At 41.3% G+C, this 18,748-nt stretch carries 14 protein-coding genes; 5 read left to right on the forward strand and 9 right to left on the reverse strand.

Annotated elements, in window-relative coordinates; genetic code table 11:
• Positions 1 to 13: 13 nt before the first annotated feature.
• Positions 14 to 2,719: a bifunctional acetate--CoA ligase family protein/GNAT family N-acetyltransferase gene (locus L2748_RS10005; RefSeq protein ID WP_220783363.1), complete on the forward strand. Its 2,706-nt coding sequence runs from the start codon at positions 14 to 16 to the stop codon at positions 2,717 to 2,719.
• A 148-nt stretch (positions 2,720 to 2,867) separates the two neighbouring features.
• On the opposite strand, the gene L2748_RS10010 is transcribed toward L2748_RS10005, so the two are convergent.
• From L2748_RS10010 to dmeF, 4 genes are all read right to left on the reverse strand, one after another.
• On the reverse strand, positions 2,868 to 3,920 hold the full coding sequence (locus L2748_RS10010; protein ID WP_220783364.1) for a GGDEF domain-containing protein: 1,053 nt from the start codon (positions 3,918 to 3,920) through the stop codon (positions 2,868 to 2,870).
• Positions 3,921 to 4,009: 89 nt separating this feature from the next.
• Positions 4,010 to 5,635 carry a phosphoethanolamine transferase gene (locus L2748_RS10015; protein ID WP_248957694.1) on the reverse strand — a complete coding sequence of 542 codons (1,626 nt, stop codon included), beginning with the start codon at positions 5,633 to 5,635 and terminating at the stop codon, positions 4,010 to 4,012.
• 334 nt (positions 5,636 to 5,969) lie between these two features.
• Complete coding sequence (locus L2748_RS10020) at positions 5,970 to 6,389, reverse strand: MarR family winged helix-turn-helix transcriptional regulator (RefSeq protein WP_220782850.1); 420 nt, start codon at positions 6,387 to 6,389, stop codon at positions 5,970 to 5,972.
• 26 nt (positions 6,390 to 6,415) lie between these two features.
• A complete protein-coding gene (dmeF, locus tag L2748_RS10025; RefSeq protein WP_220782852.1) occupies positions 6,416 to 7,384 on the reverse strand; it encodes a CDF family Co(II)/Ni(II) efflux transporter DmeF in 969 nt (322 codons plus the stop codon).
• A 577-nt stretch (positions 7,385 to 7,961) separates the two neighbouring features.
• On the opposite strand from dmeF, the gene eco reads away from it, so the two are divergent.
• The 4 genes from eco (at position 7,962) to L2748_RS10045 (ending at position 13,993) form a co-directional block, all read left to right on the forward strand.
• The gene (eco, locus tag L2748_RS10030) at positions 7,962 to 8,543 is read left to right on the forward strand and encodes a serine protease inhibitor ecotin (RefSeq protein ID WP_220782849.1); all 582 of its coding nucleotides are present in this window, start codon (positions 7,962 to 7,964) and stop codon (positions 8,541 to 8,543) included.
• A 675-nt stretch (positions 8,544 to 9,218) separates the two neighbouring features.
• Positions 9,219 to 11,153 (forward strand): PrkA family serine protein kinase, encoded by a 1,935-nt coding sequence (locus L2748_RS10035; protein ID WP_220782848.1) that lies wholly within the window; start codon positions 9,219 to 9,221, stop codon positions 11,151 to 11,153.
• Between the two features lie 48 nt (positions 11,154 to 11,201).
• The gene (locus L2748_RS10040) at positions 11,202 to 12,470 is read left to right on the forward strand and encodes a YeaH/YhbH family protein (protein ID WP_220782847.1); all 1,269 of its coding nucleotides are present in this window, start codon (positions 11,202 to 11,204) and stop codon (positions 12,468 to 12,470) included.
• An 8-nt stretch (positions 12,471 to 12,478) separates the two neighbouring features.
• Positions 12,479 to 13,993, forward strand: a complete 1,515-nt coding sequence (locus tag L2748_RS10045; RefSeq protein WP_220782846.1) for a SpoVR family protein — start codon at positions 12,479 to 12,481, stop codon at positions 13,991 to 13,993.
• Positions 13,994 to 14,051: 58 nt separating this feature from the next.
• On the opposite strand, the gene rplY is transcribed toward L2748_RS10045, so the two are convergent.
• From rplY to bamC, 5 genes are all read right to left on the reverse strand, one after another.
• The gene (gene rplY, locus L2748_RS10050; RefSeq protein WP_220782845.1) at positions 14,052 to 14,339 is read right to left on the reverse strand and encodes a 50S ribosomal protein L25; all 288 of its coding nucleotides are present in this window, start codon (positions 14,337 to 14,339) and stop codon (positions 14,052 to 14,054) included.
• Positions 14,340 to 14,492: 153 nt separating this feature from the next.
• A complete protein-coding gene (gene mepK, locus L2748_RS10055) occupies positions 14,493 to 15,041 on the reverse strand; it encodes a peptidoglycan L,D-endopeptidase MepK (protein WP_220782844.1) in 549 nt (182 codons plus the stop codon).
• Positions 15,042 to 15,137: 96 nt separating this feature from the next.
• On the reverse strand, positions 15,138 to 16,532 hold the full coding sequence (locus tag L2748_RS10060) for a L,D-transpeptidase family protein (protein WP_220782843.1): 1,395 nt from the start codon (positions 16,530 to 16,532) through the stop codon (positions 15,138 to 15,140).
• Between the two features lie 160 nt (positions 16,533 to 16,692).
• Positions 16,693 to 17,280: a type IV pilin protein gene (locus L2748_RS10065; RefSeq protein ID WP_220782842.1), complete on the reverse strand. Its 588-nt coding sequence runs from the start codon at positions 17,278 to 17,280 to the stop codon at positions 16,693 to 16,695.
• Positions 17,281 to 17,650: 370 nt separating this feature from the next.
• Positions 17,651 to 18,748, reverse strand: coding sequence for an outer membrane protein assembly factor BamC (gene bamC / locus L2748_RS10070; RefSeq protein ID WP_220782841.1), 1,098 nt, complete (start codon positions 18,746 to 18,748; stop codon positions 17,651 to 17,653).

Consider the following 18,748-nt stretch of genomic DNA (forward strand, 5'->3'; position numbering starts at 1 on the left):
ATCGGATAAGTTCATGAGCCAACGTACCCTTCATACCCTGTTTAAGCCTAAATCTGTTGCCATTATTGGCGCCTCTAATAAACCTAAACGTGCCGGCAACGTGTTGATGAAAAACCTGCTATCGGGTGGGTTTTCTGGGCCGATTATGCCAGTGACACCAAAATATGAAGCGGTGATGGGCGTACTCGCTTATCCCAATATTGAAGCGCTGCCGTTAAAACCCGATTTAGCGATTGTTTGCACCGCTGCAGCCAGTGTGCCGGCAATCATCGAAACCCTGGCGCAGTTTGGCTGTAAAGTGGCGATTGTCATGGCCTCTGGCCTTGCGGATGAAGTCACCGAAGATGGCACTAGTTTATTAACCCAAACTCAAGAAAATGCCCACCGTTACGGTATGCGTATTTTAGGTCCAAATAGCTTAGGCATGATCTTGCCTAATTTAGGTTTGAACGCCAGTTTGGCTCACACCGCCGCCCTCCCCGGTAGAATCGCTTTTGTGTCGCAATCAGCCGCTATTTGCACCACAGTACTCGACTGGGCCAATAATAAAGGCATTGGCTTTTCCTCGTTTATTTCACTTGGTGATGCCAACGACATTAACTTTGATGAACTCCTCGATTACTTAGGCCGAGATTCTAAAACCGATGCCATTTTACTTTATATCGACTCAGTAAATGAAAAACGTCATTTTCTCTCAGCAGCGCGCGCAGCCTCGCGTAACAAGCCTATTTTAGTGATTAAGTCTGGTCGGAGTATTGAGGGGACCAGTGCGGCTAAGCTGCATACCGGAGGCCTCACAGGTAATGATGCGGTTTATGAAGCCGCTTTTAGACGAGCCGGTATGCTAAGAGTTAACGATCTAATTGAGCTGTTTGCTGCTGTAGAAACCTTAGCCCACTCTAGACCACTGCAAGGTGAGCGACTCGGGATCATCAGTAACGGCGGCGGCCCCGCGGTACTTGCACTTGATGAACTTATTTTAGGCGGTGGCAAGCTACCGCTATTGTCTGCAGAGATCTACCAGCGACTCAATGCACTGCTGCCAAAAAGCTGGTCTGGACAAAACCCGGTTGATATCGGTGGCGATGCCAATTCCGTTCGTTATGCCAAAGCACTTGAAATCATGATGGATAGCGAAGATATCGATGCCATATTGGTATTGCACTCACCTTCGGCGCTCGGTGAAAGTATTGAGATAGCTGAAGCGATTGCAAAGACCATTGCTAGCCACCCAAACCGCAACCGCATTAACGTTTTAACCAACTGGAGCGGCGAGGATTCAGCTTATGAAGCTCGTAAGCTGTTTTCTAAGTCTAGAATTCCAACTTATCGCACGCCAGAAGGCGCAGTTGGTGCCTTTATGCACATGGTTGAGTACCGCCGCAACCAAAAGTTACTGCAAGAAGTACCACAATCGATTCCAGTTAATATTCCCGCTGATGCGACATTTGCACGAGAAAAACTGCAACAAGCGCTGGCGCAAGGAAAAACGATTTTAGAAACCCACGAGTCACGTAATATTCTTAATGCATACGGCCTTAAAACCATAGACACTTGGTTTACTAATGATGCTAAGCAAGCTGTGGCATTCGCCAATCAAGCCGGCTATCCCGTTGCTTTAAAAGTGCAATCACCGGATATTCATCATAAGTCAGATGTGCATGGGGTGGTACTAAACCTAACGTCAGATTTAGAAGTAGAGCAAGCTGCAAAAGCCATGATTGAGCGTGTTATGTCGATTAACCCTGACGCCCGCATTGAAGGCTTGATAGTACAGAAAATGGCACTAACAGCTGGGGCACAAGAGATAAGAGTTGCCGTTGCTAATGACCCAGTATTTGGCCCAGCTATATTGCTCGGTGAAGGCGGCTCTGAGTGGGAGCCGACTAAAGATGCGGTTGTTGCCTTGCCGCCGCTGAATATGACGCTAGCGCGTTATATGGTGATCCAAGCGCTTAAAACCCAAAAGCTACGTGATAGACACTTACCTTTAGGGCTAAACATGCATGCGCTGTGTGTCATGCTAACTCAAATTTCTCACCTTATTATTGATTGCCCAGAAATTGCGACTCTCGATTTAAATCCTGTGCTGTGCGCAGGGGAAGACATCACGCTGCTGGATGTCAATATTGGACTGCATACTGAACCCGTTGATAATGCATCGCGACTTGCTATTTCACCTTATCCAAAAGAGCTTGAACAGATCGCCACATTAAAAAATGGCAACCAAGTTATGTTACGTCCTATCCTACCTGAGGATGAGCCTAAGCATCTCGCTTTTGATAATTCACTGTCAGATGAGGACAGATACAAACGCTACTTTGGTGTTCGCTCTAAAATGACCCATGAGGAAATGGCGGTTTTAACCCAAATTGACTACGCTCGCGAAATGGCTTTTATCGCAACAGCGATTGGTGAAGATGGAGAAGAAACCACTTTAGGCGCCATTAGGGCGTCAATTGATCCTGATAATACCGAGGCTGAGTTTGCCATGGCCGTACGCAGTAACTATCAAGGCCAAGGCTTAGGTAAGCTATTGCTTGAAAAACTCGTTAAGTATTATAAAGACAATGATACTCAGGTACTTACAGGGTTCACTATGTTTGAAAATAGGAACATGGCAAGCCTCGCTAAACACTTGGGCTTTACGGTGACTTTTGATATGGAAGAGCGTTTAATCAATATGCATATGGACTTAAAAGCATCTGCCAGTGAGTAAAGCGTGATTAATAGATGAGTTGATGTTAAATAGATGAGATCGGTTAGATATTGTCGGGCTAAAGCCCGACCTACAGCTTAATAGCCGAAGATCATTCGGCGATTATTGCTAGCCTTTATTCAGCCTATCACGTTGATAAAATCATGAGTTATATCAAGGTTTCAACGACTGCTTCACCAATTACACAGTTGCGACCGGAGGACTTCGCTCGATATAGCGCTTCATCACCTCTGATAAAGTAACTGTCTTTATCGTCTGTTGGCCTTAATGTTGATACACCAACAGAAATGGTGACGTTACCCAGAGGAAGGCGTTTTTCTTTACCTATCGTCAGGTTCTGGCTAGCAATTTTGCGGCGTAAGTTTTCACCCACCTTATGGGCATCTTCATGACTTGTATTTGGCAAGAGAACAACAAACTCTTCACCGCCATAGCGAGCGACAAAATCGTCTCCTTTCACACCGTTTTTCAGTGCTTGGGCGACATAAGTCAGTACCTTGTCACCAATAAGGTGACCATGGTTATCATTAAACTTTTTAAAATAATCAATATCCACAACCAATAAACTACTTTGCATATTGGATTGATTAAAACTTTGAATATGGCTGATTACTTCTTTATCGAAGGCGCGTCGATTGTTGAGTGAGGTTAACTGATCTGTCATGACTTCCGACTTGAGTTCATGCATTTCAGTTTTGAGTGCACCCACTTCTTCGTTGATAATAGTCAAGCTCTTATCCATCTCAGTATTGGCTGCGATAATCTCATCTAGCTCATTGCTAACTTCATCAACTAAAGTCTGGATTACCGTAGGATCAGGCTTACCTTTTAACGCCTTATCAAAGTCGCTCAATGATACAGAAAATCGTGTGGTCCCTTTGCTCATGCTCGCTATTTTAGCCAGTAAAGTATTGATGAGTGCTTGGGTTTCAATCTGAACATTTTCAATGACTTCAGGATATTGGATCTGAATATAGGTCTTATATAGGCTATGACAAACTTCTGGCGTGAACTCAAGTTTTTTGTCTAGCAGGCCATCAATCGCCAGCTTTAACTCCCGATTCATACCTTTAAAATATTCATACCAAACAGCATAGTTGTCAGGCGTGACGGGAATATTTAACTCCGACATTTTTGGTACTGCATGACGTAATATTTTTGCTGACAACTCAGTTTCAGACAAATGCTGTGCCATATCCATAAATTAGTTATCCCTTAAGCAAATCTATACTTATCATACCTTTATATAAAACAGGATACCTTAATTCTTGTATAAAATATTTTCACTTTTTAGTTATTTTTTCGGCAACGTGCAAAAATATCAGCCGTTGGTCGATAGACCTCACTTGTCACATTTAATAACCCCAGTAAGCTATCAAATAGATTGTCATGGGAAAAACCGCCTTTGGTAGCCTCTTGATTTAAACACGCTAAATCTAGGTGATTTTGGCTAGCAAAGTCTTTTGAAAACCAACCTAAGAACGGAATGTGAGTCTGCTCTCTAGGTGCGAATGCGTAAGGGGCACCGTGTAAATACAAGCCACTTTCACCTAATGACTCACCATGATCTGACATATACAGCATTGCAGTATCAAATCGAGATTGCTGTGATTTTAGCTGCTCAACGACCTGAGAAATAATAAAGTCTGTGTACAAAATGGTATTGTCATAGGTATTTAACAACTCTTGTTTACTGCAGTTTTGGATATCACTACGTTGGCAGTCTGGCACAAATTTTCGATGATTTTCCGGATAGCGTTGGTAATAAGTTGGTCCATGGGAGCCAATAAGGTGCAATACAATAAGCGTGTTTTCAGATTTGATATGAGCTAAACGCTTTGATAACTCTTCAACGAGCACTTCATCATAACAAGACTCACCGTTACACCATTTTGGATTAGTGTCATGATCTATGATGATATGTTCAATATGCTGACAAGTCCCCTTACAGCCGCTATCGTTGTCTAACCATTGCAGCTGAACCCCTGCATGATTTAACACATCGATAAGGCCATCTTGGGATTTTGCGCGGCGCTCATCATAATTTTCTCTGTCCATTCTTGAAAACATACAAGGTAAAGAAACTGCGGTGGCCGTGCCGCATGATGTCGTTTGCTTAAATACCACTAAACCTTGCTGCTGGGTATGACTGTTAGTGGGTTTGTTATAACCATAATAGCTATAGTTCATTGCTCTAGCAGTTTCCCCCACCAGCAGTACCACTAAATTAGGCTTATCTTTAATGTGAGTTTGCTTTGCATCTAACCCCAACTGTTTATATTCGAGTGGCGACTGTAGGTAGTTAATATTAAGGTATTTAGCAGTAGAACCTATAAAGTAGGTAGGCACAATTGAACGTTTAATCAGATTGTTATTGCGGCCAAATGCCAAATAATTTTCATAGTAAAAGGCTGCAATAATCAATATACCAATAAGCATTGTCAGCATAAAAAGTGCTTTGTGTATTAACTCTTTTGCAAACGGTTTATAAGTAATATTAACTTTGTAAATCAATACTGCTGGCACAACACCTGTTAACAACAAGTTGGCAATTGAAACCCAATTTAAGTAAGTTGCTGCCTCGGCCTGATTGGTTTGCATCATGTTTTCTATCATGCCGTAATCAAAGATCACGCCATATTGAAGCTCGGCAAAAAACACACCTGAAGATAATAATGTCACTAGAATGAAAAATGGCTTAGCCAGATATTTCACACTAAACAGGCTAAATAGAAAGGATAAAACAAATACGAGGAAAAATGGAATAGTGGCGATGAACATCATATTCACATCGGCTTGCTTTTCAATACCGTGCTTTACCACATTAAAAAATGGGATGTTGAATACACACGTATAATAAAGTGCTAAGACAAAAGTAAATTGAATGCTGGATAGGCTTTTAAGACGTGATAGCACAAGTATTGCTCACTTTAATTGATTTGAAGGTAAAGGCGGATGATAGCCTTCCTAGCCAATCGCCTTTTGTCGGCATTTCCTCCGTAATTTTAGCACTACAGCTATTATCTACAAAGCATCTCACTGAATTTTAGATACAATCACTTTAAATATGTATCATTTTGCAACAGGCTGAAGTTCAAGTGCCATGAAAACAGCAGCTTTGATTGAATAAGTAGCACGCTCAAAGAGAGCGAAAGGATATAGATGGTTAACAATGAATGTAAAGCGAGGGAATAGGAAGCAAACAAAATAGAGACTCACCAGCATCAGGTGAGCCATCAATTTTATACCGTTAGAATTCTTTATTTATTCTTTCAAAAAATGCCAGTAACTGCCCGCGTTCACTATCATCAAACTTAGCGGTTAGATCTTGGGTTAGTTGCATATGCAACTTATCGTGCTCGATAAACATAGCATGACCACTTGCTGTTAGTTCGATTAAAATTGAACGTCTGTCGTTAGCATGAGGAACCCGGTTAACTAAACCTGCATCTACCATTTTGTCGACTTGAACAGTAAGCGTCCCCGTGGTCACCCCTATTTTTTGCGCTAATTCTTTCATTCGCATTGGGCCATTAAGACCCAAAATCTCAACCGTGTGCACTTGAGGCAAACTAAAGCCTTTATCTTTAACCACAGCCATTTCCCAAGATGATAACTTCTCGTAAAATTCGATCATTGCATGACTTAGGTTATCATCTTGGTTTTTCATTTGGTTTACTCTTATTGATAAGACAGCTATTGTGCCTCAGTCATTGGATTAACTTCAATAGTGACATGGGATAAGCGTTTAAAATATGAAAGCTTATCTTTAAAATAATCAACTCCCAGCCCATCTACACTTTCAATGACAAAGCTAGCAGCATAGTGATCGGCGCTCACTTTCCAGATATGTAGATCGATGACTCGCGCTTTATCTTGCTCAATGCTTGTGGTTATCTGGTCAATATAAGCTTGTTCAATACTCGCATCTAATAACACTGGACTTGTTTGCTTTAGTAATCCCCATGCCCAGCGACTAATGATAATACCACCGACGATTCCCATTAATGGGTCTAACCAAGTTAATCCAAAATATTTGCCCATTAATAGCGCAGCGATTGCCAGTACAGAGGTAAGCGCATCGGCAAGAACATGGAAATACGCCGCACGTAAATTGTGATCATGTCCGTGATGCTCTTCATGGTGGCTATGATGATCGTCATGTTTATGACCGTGAGAATGTCCATCGCCGTGTGAGTGACCATGATGATCTTTAAGTAAAAATGCGCTTGCTATGTTTACAGCAAGTCCAATAAAGGCAACCCAAATGGCCTGATCGAATTGAATTTCATGGGGCTTAAATATTCTAATACCAGATTCAACCAACATCACCAGTGCCACGACCCCAAGCGCAATCGCACTTGTATAGCCGCCAAGAACACTCACCTTTCCCGTACCATATGAAAACTCAGCAGAATTGGCATTATTGCGCGCATAACGATAAGCAAAAAGAGTAATCATAAATGCCGCAGCATGCGTCCCCATATGCCAGCCGTCAGCCAGCAAAGCCATCGAACCATAAACCGTTCCAGCTATAATTTCAGCTAACATAGTTACTATCGTCAGCAACAAGACATATGCAGTATTGCGTTCACCCTCGCTGTTTAAATTGGAAAACCCATGTTTGTGCTGACAGTTACTTTGCACTTGCTCACCCTTAAGCATAAAAATACCTTCTTCTTTAGTTCTATTTATGTACCACATTACAAAAGATTCGCGCCTCATAACGATTGACTCATTAGCCGTTTTGCTGCGATTTTAATGAATAATTCAAACTACATGGCTTCAAGCTCAACAAAGAAGCTAACCATATTCTGTATTGCAACATGATTAGTTTGAGAGACATATAGTTTGAAAATAATTTACTTTGACGCTAGATTAATTTGAAAATCAAACTAAGTTTGTACCTATGTTTTCAACAATACAAGGGGCATGAGACTTTATGTGATCAAGATCGCTTTGCGAGCACCACCAGAATTAGCTAATTTTGTTGAATAAGTTTAGGGGTAAACTCAGTGATTATTGGAGAAGAACGGCTCAAGACCTAAAGTGTGATGCTAACGCTGGAATAGTCACCCCAGAACATAACACTAGTAACCAACTGATAATAAATAAAAATAATTAAAACCCGCCAAAGGTGAGCAAACAATACAAAATTTTTTAAATAAATTTAACCCCTTTTAGAATCTAGGCCGTTTATATGGGTATTGAACAGCAATCCACTTTGTATTTTGGAGAATATATGACCTTATTGACTAACAGCAGCAAATTGTTCAGCCGCTCTCTCGTTGCCACATCATTAGTATTTTGTGCTTTTTCATTTGACGTGAATGCGACCAGCCCTGCCCATCCATCGGGAATGAATCAAAATATGCTAACAGCGCAAATGTATAGCTCAAATAATTATGTCTCAAATAATGAAACCAAAATGTATCCAAGACCTGAATCAGGTCAAGAGCAGCATATTTTAACGCTACCGAAACTCGATAATGAAGCTGACTACATGGTAGAAATTGAAATTGGACAAACACAAATGGTCGATTGCAATAAACGCGGCCTGATTGGCGAGCTTAAACAGCTATCTGTTGAGGGCTGGGGCTATAATTATTATCAAGTCGACAAAATTGTTGATGGTCCTAGTACCATGATGGCGTGTTTCGACCAGGCTAAAACCGAAAAATTTTTAAAGATTAATGCCGATCTTTTGCTTAAATACGATAGCCGTTTACCTAAGGTGTTTTATTTACCAGAAAACAGCGAGCTGCGTTACCGTATCTGGAAAGTAGACAGTGATTATGGCTATTCGACACACGCTAACAAGTAAGTCGTTCATACAGAGTAAAAGCGCGTAAATCCATCCCCACAAGGCCAAGTAACTCTTACTTGGCTTTCGCTTAGAGTCAGTGCCATCAGTCTATGCTTAAGCACACTTTTATTACTCAAAAAAACCAGAGAGATTAATGGCAACAACTTCAATTGAGGCAATTAATACCAATCAGTATAAACATTTAGTCGCTCAGCGAGAGTTTAGCGGTTTTGAGGCAAGGCAACGAGCGAAGGGCATAGTTATTCTACGTTCAAGTTCGTTAACACAGCATCAGAATCGCTAAAACTCGCCAGTCTGGAACGTTTTTGGCTGCCTACTTCTGCGTTGAATAGATTTATAAGGGAATAACCATTATTACAGCTATTCGCCTTGAATTAGTTTGCCAAAAATCGTTCTGAGCTGATCAAATTCTTATACTGATTGGTATAAAACCTCAACCAAACCTAGGCTTACGATTACATTGATAGTCACTTGTAAGAAGTCGCTTATTAATTCCAAACCTCTAAGCGATAGCTAAACCTATCAACTGCAACTATTGCATTTGCAACTATTTCTCTTTGTTTTTATTTACTTTTTTACTACAAGGCTCTCATTTTACGACTAACATTAAAGATAGGAGGCAAAGTGTTTTTACCTCTCATCTTATCATTTGTGCGTTTTAGGGGGTCGGTTATGAGTATATTTGAGCATTACCAACAGCGCTATGAACAAAAACTCGACGAAGAGTATTCATTAGAAGACTTTTTACAGATCTGTAAACAAGACCGCAGTGCTTATGCATCTGCAGCCGAACGATTATTGATGGCTATTGGTGAACCAGAAGTGATTGATACTTCTAAAGACCCAGTACTTAGTCGCCTATTTTCTAATAGACTAATCTCACGTTATCCTGCATTTAAAGATTTTTACGGTATGGAGGAAGCCATTGAACAAATTGTGGCTTACCTTAAGCATTCAGCTCAAGGTCTAGAGGAATCAAAGCAGATCCTTTACTTACTGGGTCCTGTAGGTGGTGGTAAATCATCGCTCGCTGAAAAGTTAAAAGCCCTAATGCAAAATGTACCCATTTATGTACTCACCGCTGATGGCGTGCGTAGCCCAGTCAATGATCACCCATTTTGTCTATTTAATTTAGACGAAGATGGTGACATTCTTAAGCAAGAATACAATATTCCCGACCGCTATTTAAAAACCATTATGTCTCCTTGGGCTGTTAAGCGTTTACATGATTTTGGAGGTGATATCTCCAAGTTTAAAGTCGTTAAAGTCTACCCTTCTATTTTAGATCAGCTTGCCATTGCCAAAACTGAGCCTGGCGACGAAAACAACCAAGATATTTCATCTCTTGTCGGTAAAGTGGATATTCGTCAGCTAGAGCATTTTGCTCAACATGATGCCGATGCCTACTCATACTCAGGTGCATTATGCCGGGCAAACCAAGGCTTGATGGAGTTTGTGGAGATGTTTAAGGCACCGATTAAGGTGTTACACCCATTATTAACCGCGACACAGGAAGGTAACTATAATGGTACTGAGGGGTTATCAGCCCTACCTTATAGCGGCATTATTTTAGCTCACTCCAATGAGTCTGAGTGGACAACCTTCAGAAACAATAAAACCAATGAAGCTTTTTTAGACCGTGTTTATATTGTTAAAGTGCCGTATTGCCTAAGAATCTCTGAAGAAGTTCGTATTTACGAAAAACTACTGAGTAATTCTGAGTTAGCTAACACCCCATGTGCCCCTGGCACATTAGAAACCTTGGCGCAGTTCACTGTATTATCAAGGGTGGTCGCGCCAGAAAACTCGTCTATCTATTCAAAGATGCGTGTCTACGATGGTGAAAGCCTTAAAGACACCGACCCGAAAGCCAAGTCTTATCAAGAATACCGCGACTACGCTGGCGTGGACGAAGGGATGCTCGGTCTTTCTACACGTTTTGCCTTTAAGATCTTATCCCGGGTATTTAACTTCGACCATACCGAAATTGCAGCAAACCCAGTTCACCTATTCTATGTATTAGAGCGTCAAATCGAGCAAGAGCAGTTTCCAACAGAGATGGCTGAGCGTTACTTAGAGTTTTTAAAAGGTTACCTGATTCCAAAATATGTTGAGTTTATTGGTAAGGAAATCCAAACCGCATACTTAGAATCTTACTCTGAATATGGTCAGAATATTTTTGATAGGTATGTCACCTATGCAGACTTTTGGATCCAAGACCAAGAATATCGTGACCCAGAAACCGGACAACTATTTGATCGAGCCGCACTCAATGCTGAGCTAGAAAAAATAGAAAAACCTGCAGGAATTAGCAATCCTAAGGACTTTAGGAATGAGATTGTTAACTTTGTGCTACGTGCACGAGCTAACAATGAAGGCACTAATCCGCTTTGGACTAGCTATGAAAAACTTAGAACGGTAATTGAGAAAAAGATGTTTTCAAATACCGAAGATCTACTGCCAGTTATTTCTTTCAATGGCAAAACCTCTACCGATGACCAACGTAAGCATGATGACTTTGTGAATCGTATGATGGAAAAAGGCTACACCCAAAAACAAGTAAGGCTACTTTCTGAGTGGTATTTGAGAGTGAGAAAGTCTTCTTAAAAAGCCCTAGGGGGAGCGTGCTCCCCCACTTTAGGCTAGGAGGTGCGCATGACAAGTTTTATTGATAGAAGGCTTAATGCTAAAGGTAAAAGTACCGTTAATAGACAACGGTTTATCAATCGTTATAAGAAACAAATCAAAAAAGCCGTTAGCGATGCAGTTACACGCCGCAGTGTGACTGATGTTGATAAGGGCGAAAAGATCAGTATCCCCACTCGGGATATTAGCGAGCCTACATTTCATCAAGGAAATGGCGGCGTTAGAGAACGCGTTCATCCTGGTAATGACAAGTTTGCTAAAGGCGATCAAATTGAGCGCCCGCCATCAGGACAGGGGCAAGGTGCTGGACAAGGTGAAGCATCGGACTCAGGTGAAGGCCAAGACGATTTTGTATTTGAAATCTCTAAAGATGAGTATTTAGAGCTGTTATTTGAAGATCTAGAACTGCCCAATCTACAAAACAACCGCTTAAATAAACTCGTCGAGTATCAGGTATATCGTGCAGGCTTTACCAACGACGGCGTGCCAGCCAATATCAATATTGTTCGTTCGTTGCGTTCATCGCTTGCACGCAGAACAGCAATGACATCCACAAAAAAATCTAAACTCGTTGCACTAGAACAAGAGTTAGCCGAATTAGAGAACACCCCAGGTTCTGAAGCTGAACGCATTATGGCGCTAAAAGCTGAAATCGCCGATCTAAAGCAACGGATCAAGAAAGTCCCGTTTATTGATACGTTCGATTTACGCTACAACAATTATGCTAAGCGTGAAGTACCTTCAAGTCAGGCGGTCATGTTTTGTTTAATGGACGTATCTGGCTCAATGGATCAAGCCACAAAAGATATGGCTAAGCGTTTTTATATTTTGCTGTACCTGTTTCTGACTCGAACCTATAAGAATCTTGAAGTGGTTTATATTCGTCACCACACCCAAGCTAAAGAGGTGGATGAACACGAATTCTTTTACTCGCAAGAAACCGGTGGCACCATTGTATCGAGTGCGCTGAAACTCATGCATGAGATCCAGCAAAAACGCTACCCAGAAAATGAATGGAATATCTATGCAGCACAAGCATCGGATGGTGACAACTGGGCAGACGACTCTCCTTCTTGTCATGAATTGTTAGAGAAAAAATTATTACCTGTGGTTCGCTACTTCAGCTATATCGAGATAACAAATCGTGCCCATCAGACACTATGGCGTGAATATGAGGCTCTGCAAAAAACACATGACAATATTGCCGTGCAACATATTAAGCAAGCTGAAGACATCTATCCCGTGTTTAGGGAATTATTTAAAAAGCAGGCTGTTTAGGAGGCGCTATGGATACTCCAAATAAAAGAACACCACTAGACGATGGTCCGGATTGGACTTTCGATCTACTGCAGACCTATTTAACCGAGATTGAACGGGTAGCTGACTTCTATCGTTTAGACGCCTACCCAAACCAAATTGAAGTCATTACTGCCGAGCAGATGATGGACGCTTATGCCGGGATAGGTATGCCTATTGGGTATACCCATTGGTCATTTGGCAAACGTTTTATTGAAACTGAAAGAGGATATAAACGCGGTCAAATGGGCTTAGCTTATGAAATCGTGATTAATTCCGATCCCTGTATTGCATACTTGATGGAAGAAAACACCATTACGATGCAAGCTCTAGTGATGGCGCACGCCAGTTTTGGTCACAATAGCTTTTTTAAAGGTAATTATCTTTTTAAAACCTGGACCGATGCGAGCTCAATCATAGATTACTTGGTTTTCGCTCGTAACTATATTAGTGAATGTGAGGAGCTATACGGCATTGAGAAGGTAGAAAGTATTATCGACTCTTGTCATGCACTAATGAGCTACGGTGTTGACAGATACAAGCGACCAAGCGAAATCTCTTTTAAAGAAGAAAAAATGCGCCAAAAAGACAGAGAAGCCTACTTACAAAGTCAGGTGAATGAGCTTTGGCGTACTATTCCCGATTTACCTCAGGAAGAAGCAAAACAAGAAAAAGTTAACTTTCCTGCTGAGCCCCAAGAAAACATCCTGTACTTTATTGAAAAACATGCGCCGCTGCTTGAACCTTGGCAACGTGAGATAGTCAGAATCGTTCGAAAAATGGGCCAATATTTCTATCCGCAAAAACAAACCCAGGTGATGAATGAAGGCTGGGCGACATTTTGGCACTACACCATTCTCAATCACCTTTATGATGAGGGCTTAGTCACCGACCGCTTTATGCTGGAGTTTTTGCAAAGCCATACCAATGTTGTTGCCCAACCAAGTTACAACAGCCCCCATTACAGTGGAATCAACCCCTATGCTCTGGGGTTTAACATGTTTGTTGATATCCGCCGTATTTGTGAAAACCCAACAGAAGAAGACAAGCAGTGGTTTCCTGACATTGCAGGCAGTGATTGGTTAACCACCCTGCACTTTGCGATGGAAAATTTTAAAGATGAAAGCTTTATTAGCCAATATCTCTCACCCAATATCATTAGGCAATTTAAGCTGTTTTCGATCCTTGATGATGACAGACGTAATCATATTAGCGTATCAGCCATTCATGACGATGAGGGGTATAAAGAGATAAGAGAAAAACTGTCTCAACAGTATAATTTGTCTAACCTTGAACCTAACATTCAAGTTCAGAATGTCGAAGTCAGCGGTGATAGATCCATTAGCTTGCGATATATACCAAACCAACGGATCCCGTTAGCAGACACCTGTCATGAGGTGGTTAAACACCTACACCGTTTATGGGGGTTCGATGTCAGGCTAGAGCTATGTGATGAGGAAAAAATAAGCCTTATCGCGGCCTGCCCTGAAAAGAAAGAGGAATAGTATTCGATTTAGGCATAAAAAAAGCGCCCTAGAGGCGCTTTTTTCAAATCAGCTTAGATTAAGCGAATTTGAAGTCAACGTGTTCGATCATTGGCTTGAACGCGTGGCGTTGCATGTCTTGAACGCGAACTTTAACATCTTTACCTTCTAGAGCGATAGTTAGCTCAGAAGTGTAGAAATCTTGGTTCTCTTGAATGTTGATGATATCTTTGTGTTCAAAAACAATAGAGATAGCTTCTTTACCTGGACCGTAGATAACACCAGGAACTTTGCTAGCGTGACGTAGGCGGCGGCTCGAACCTTTCCCGATTTCTGTACGAACTTCTGCAGCGATAGTATAAGACATAGTAAACTCACTTAATAAAAATAATAATATAATAAAGTCACGATTTTCGACCAACCATGACTTTGCTTAAAGCGGGCGGATTCTAACACAGAATATTTTTACGCACAAAAGATATAAGCAGTGATTTAAATATATATTAAGTGTCAAATTGCACTACCAGCTTCTTATGGGTCCTGTATCGATGTGGATAAACCCTGAGTTAGGGTAATACCCTACTCCGCCGAGCTTAAGCTCGATTGCGGCTTCTCTGATATGAGCAAGCTTTACGCCTGGAAGCGCTAGGTCTAACGCCATGCCCTTCATGTGGTAACTTTTCTTAGCCACACCATTACTATTTTTAGCCAACATAGCGTTAGTTTTGGGTGAACGATAACCCGAGATAACATGCAACTCATCTTCAAAACTTAATGATTCTGTCAGTTTAAACGCAAAGTCAAAAAGACGTTTGTCCATAGGTGCAGATTCATTCTGGCGATGATCCCTAAGTACCTTGCTAAAATCGGTTAAAATCTCACTTTGATAATCGCCGTCTATCCAGTAGCTTCCTTGCCCACGCTCACCTGTATGGCGGTTATAGAAGCCTAAACTTCTCACTCCCTTAGTTGAACGACTGGCTTGTGCTTTTGATGGCAACATTGAAAACATTGCCACTCCACCTAAGCCTAATAATAATTGTCTACGCGAGCTACATACTACTGACACACTGCCACCACTGACTACTTTTCCTACAACTGGCAGGCAAATTAACCTGTAAAAAAACAGAAATCAAGCAATCATGCTAAATTAGCAACAACTGCTTTATAAGTCGTTGATTTGAGCACTGGCGGGTGCTGTGAGCTGATTAGTTGCGTTCATCTGATAGATATCATTTCTAAATTGCACCTGATTAGCATCATCAATCCATGCGGTCCAATAAACGAGGTGTACATTGAGTGTTGAATTTAACGAAAACCACTGGGTACGTTTTCTATCTCTGTGTCTATCAACCCATGTTTGTTTATCTTTCACTAAATGGGCAGCCATCCAATTGGCTAAACCTTCAACATTTTCAACTCGGATGCATCCTGAAGACAGGGCGCGATCACTACGCTCGAACAGTTCAGGATCTACTGTGTCATGCAAATAAACACTGTGATCATTTGGGAAGTAGAATTTATAACGGCCTAAAGTGTTATTGATACCGGGCCGTTGTACAAACCGATAAGGGAACGGGCCTCTTGCTAAATCACTCCATTGTTCAGCAGTTCTTATGACTTGCTTATCTTGACGATCAAACACATCGAAATTTCTGTCATTAATGTAATGACCATCTTTTCTCACTTGGGGAAGTAAATCGTTATATAAAATCTTTTTAGGGACTCGCCAGCTAGGGTTGATCACCACATTAGAAATTGAACTGCTCAATAATGGTGTTGGCCGGTAAGGTTTACCCACTATCACTCTAGATGCTAGCTCCACTCTGCCTTGATTAAATAGCTCCATCTCAAATGCCGGTATATTAATCACTAAAAACCGTTCTGAGCGCTGCGACATAAACTCAGCTCTTTGTACAAAGTTATTGGCCAACATCCGTGCTCTTGCCTGAGGCGATACGTTTAGCCATTTAACTGTTTCAGGGCCGATAATGCCGTCAGCCGTTAACCCATGACGTCGCTGAAACCGCTTAATAGCTATGACAACATCATCATCTAATATAACAGAATCACTCGTCGTATGTTTCGCGTCCCCAAGTAACCATAACCGTTTAACTATAACAGGAATTAGTTGGCTTTTATCGCCTGGCCTAACTAAGACTTCTAAACTGATGGGTTGCCACCAATCTTGTTCTGACAGCCACAGTAAATGGCGGATGCGGTTTTGTAACTGTAAAAAGCCTTCTATTTGTGGCTCTAACGCCATAGCCCTGAGAAAAGGGTCCTTTTCGGCTTGCACAGTATTAGCACGAATAGGGATCTGGTGATCTTGCCAATACTGTGCAATATCAAGCTCAATGGCTGTTAGGCTTTTTTGAGTAAGTGTACCTGCGGCGAGTGTTTTCTTATGCTCAATAAAACGCTCGTCATCACTCACTAGCACAATAATTGCTAGTTGCTGGCGCAACATTTTCTCAGCGCGTAATTGACGATCGTCAGCATAGATAGAAAAACTACCGGCAAATATCATCAAGCAGCACAGATGACTACATAATCGCATTGAGCCTCCTATTAACATCCCTATTTCAAGTATGGCAAACTATTATGTTTTGTATATGACGATTTTGGCTATTACGAAAGCAAATTTTTGACATAAAAAAGCTCCTGTTCAAAGGAGCGCTTCATAAAATATATAGCTTTAAGGGCTGTTAGCCATTTGACTAAGGTTGAGGGAAGCTCAATGCCCCTTTGCCTACGCTCGTCTCACCAGTCCCAGGAAAATACTTAAGCTGCCAATTTTCACTGCCTTTTTGGTGATCGTCAGCAATATAATTGTAATAACAATAGGTATCAGGGTCGCTTATGTTACCGCCTGAATACCAGTAAAGGATGTCGTTGCCTTTAACAAACGGGTCTTGTGCCCCATCGGTAGTATGCATAGCTAAAGTAAACTCTTCATCAAGTAAGCCTTGCCAGACTTGTTTACAGTAAGAGCCGTGAAGTTTAGTTCCGTTTTCACTCGTTGCAGTATCTGTACCGAGCGGGTAGCCCGTAGCCGATGAATCAATATCGCCTTCGCCGTAACAACTCAGATCTTTTACGTAACCACTATTACCCGATGCCAGCCAACAGCTATGGTATAAGCTAACACCAGTCTTAAAGCTACTAAAAGCCGTTTTGGCAGTGGCATCATGAGCATCTTGGCTTAGGTTGATAAATTTGGGTATGGCAATAACGGCTAATATACCGAGAACGATAATCACCACCACGAGTTCGATTAAGGTAAAACCTTTAGCACGTATTTTCATCTACTCTTCCAAACTTCTAGTTCGACAACGGCACAATTTTATATAATATTACATATTGTTACCAGTAACGGCTAACTAGGATAAATCCGTCGCTGGCAAAAACTTGAATCTAGTTCACAATTTGACAAAACTTGCTTTGTTTATACGAGTTTAAAAGCAACTATCAGTCAAATTATCTATTTATTCGCATTAATACGCTCTAATTGACTACTGTACTTTTTAAGGTTCCACTGTCATTTATCAGTATACGCACTCTGCTCGTATAAATGGGGCATGTCGGTAACACTAAAAGTCACAATACTCAGTAATAATTTTAGACCAAAACGCAAAAAGGAGCCCTAAGGCTCCTTTTTTACGATACGTTAGTCAGTTAACGTGTCTTACGATCTTCTTGCATTAACTCTGCAAAACCTTCATAAACAGCTGTAACGACTTCGTTAGAAAGCGGTGCATTTTCAGCGTTCAGCAAGTGAATCTCGGTCTTGTCATCTACGCCATCTTTTAGCTCTAAGCGATAAGAACCCGCTTCAATAGGCAGCTCTTTGTCGCTCCATAATGAGCTCCAGAATCCTGAATCATCGGTAATATTGATATATAGCAAACCTTTGTTGCTATCCATGTCGACAATTTCAAAGCCCATTTCAGGTAAGACAATGCGTAAGCGATCCCAAGTACGTTTAAATTTGGCATCAGCCAACCAGTACGCCTGCTCTTCTGCTTCAGCAATCAGATTTACATCGATACCTAAGCTTTGCTTTAAGCGTTTAGCTTTCAGTGCTTTAGCACGTTCGATACTAATATAACTTACTGAGTCATTTAATCTATCAATGGTGTAGCGACGCTTGTCTTCACCGCTTAACAGGATATCTTGTAGATCGCCATCATAGCTTTCTTCATGCTCAACTAAATCAATAGTTAAGTTACCACTACGCCCATGTGGACGAACATCTACCGTGTATAAGTAACGTTGCTTTAACTGATAAACTTTATCGCTACCCCATAGGCTAGATTCAATCACTTGCTCACTGCTAATCCAGTCGGTTTCAAGTGTACCTTTTTCAAAGTTTTCACTTATTAAAGAGATTGACTTACTAGCGAAGTATTCTTTAAGAACATCAAATATCTCTTGCTTAAGGTCAATTTCATTGTCGATCGACTCAACAACAATCTTAATGTTATCACTTCCCTCTTCTACTCGTGTTCCTTCCGCCATTGGCAACACTTGTAAAGGTGGACGAATATCGAGACGGTTACCAACAAGAGTTGTATCCACCTTGGCGCCCACTTCCGGAATATCAAATTCTTTGCTGTACGTTGGTTGTTTCAATCCACTTGGGATCACTAACTGTGGCGCCACTGCTAAATCTTGATAATTTTGATCTGTATCATTTGCCTGTCTTCTATCAACGGGCGTACTGCAAGCCGTAACGGCTGCAACTAAAATAAGTGGAGATATTTGCTTTAGCAT

Source organism: Shewanella sairae, assembly GCF_023283535.1.
GTDB classification, from domain to species: Bacteria; Pseudomonadota; Gammaproteobacteria; order Enterobacterales; family Shewanellaceae; genus Shewanella; species Shewanella sairae.

What these genes read in the sequence shown, in the direction of transcription:
- rplY (WP_220782845.1), bottom strand. Translation starts at nt 14,339, where the DNA reads ATGTCTTATACTATCGCTGCAGAAGTTCGTACAGAAATCGGGAAAGGT.
- L2748_RS10065 (WP_220782842.1), bottom strand. Translation starts at nt 17,280, where the DNA reads ATGAAAATACGTGCTAAAGGTTTTACCTTAATCGAACTCGTGGTGGTG.
- L2748_RS10010 (WP_220783364.1), bottom strand. Translation starts at nt 3,920, where the DNA reads ATGGATATGGCACAGCATTTGTCTGAAACTGAGTTGTCAGCAAAAATA.
- eco (WP_220782849.1), top strand. Translation starts at nt 7,962, where the DNA reads ATGACCTTATTGACTAACAGCAGCAAATTGTTCAGCCGCTCTCTCGTT.
- bamC (WP_220782841.1), bottom strand. Translation starts at nt 18,748, where the DNA reads ATGCTAAAGCAAATATCTCCACTTATTTTAGTTGCAGCCGTTACGGCT.
- L2748_RS10005 (WP_220783363.1), top strand. Translation starts at nt 14, where the DNA reads ATGAGCCAACGTACCCTTCATACCCTGTTTAAGCCTAAATCTGTTGCC.
- dmeF (WP_220782852.1), bottom strand. Translation starts at nt 7,384, where the DNA reads ATGCTTAAGGGTGAGCAAGTGCAAAGTAACTGTCAGCACAAACATGGG.
- L2748_RS10045 (WP_220782846.1), top strand. Translation starts at nt 12,479, where the DNA reads ATGGATACTCCAAATAAAAGAACACCACTAGACGATGGTCCGGATTGG.
- L2748_RS10035 (WP_220782848.1), top strand. Translation starts at nt 9,219, where the DNA reads ATGAGTATATTTGAGCATTACCAACAGCGCTATGAACAAAAACTCGAC.
- L2748_RS10060 (WP_220782843.1), bottom strand. Translation starts at nt 16,532, where the DNA reads ATGCGATTATGTAGTCATCTGTGCTGCTTGATGATATTTGCCGGTAGT.
- L2748_RS10040 (WP_220782847.1), top strand. Translation starts at nt 11,202, where the DNA reads ATGACAAGTTTTATTGATAGAAGGCTTAATGCTAAAGGTAAAAGTACC.
- L2748_RS10020 (WP_220782850.1), bottom strand. Translation starts at nt 6,389, where the DNA reads ATGAAAAACCAAGATGATAACCTAAGTCATGCAATGATCGAATTTTAC.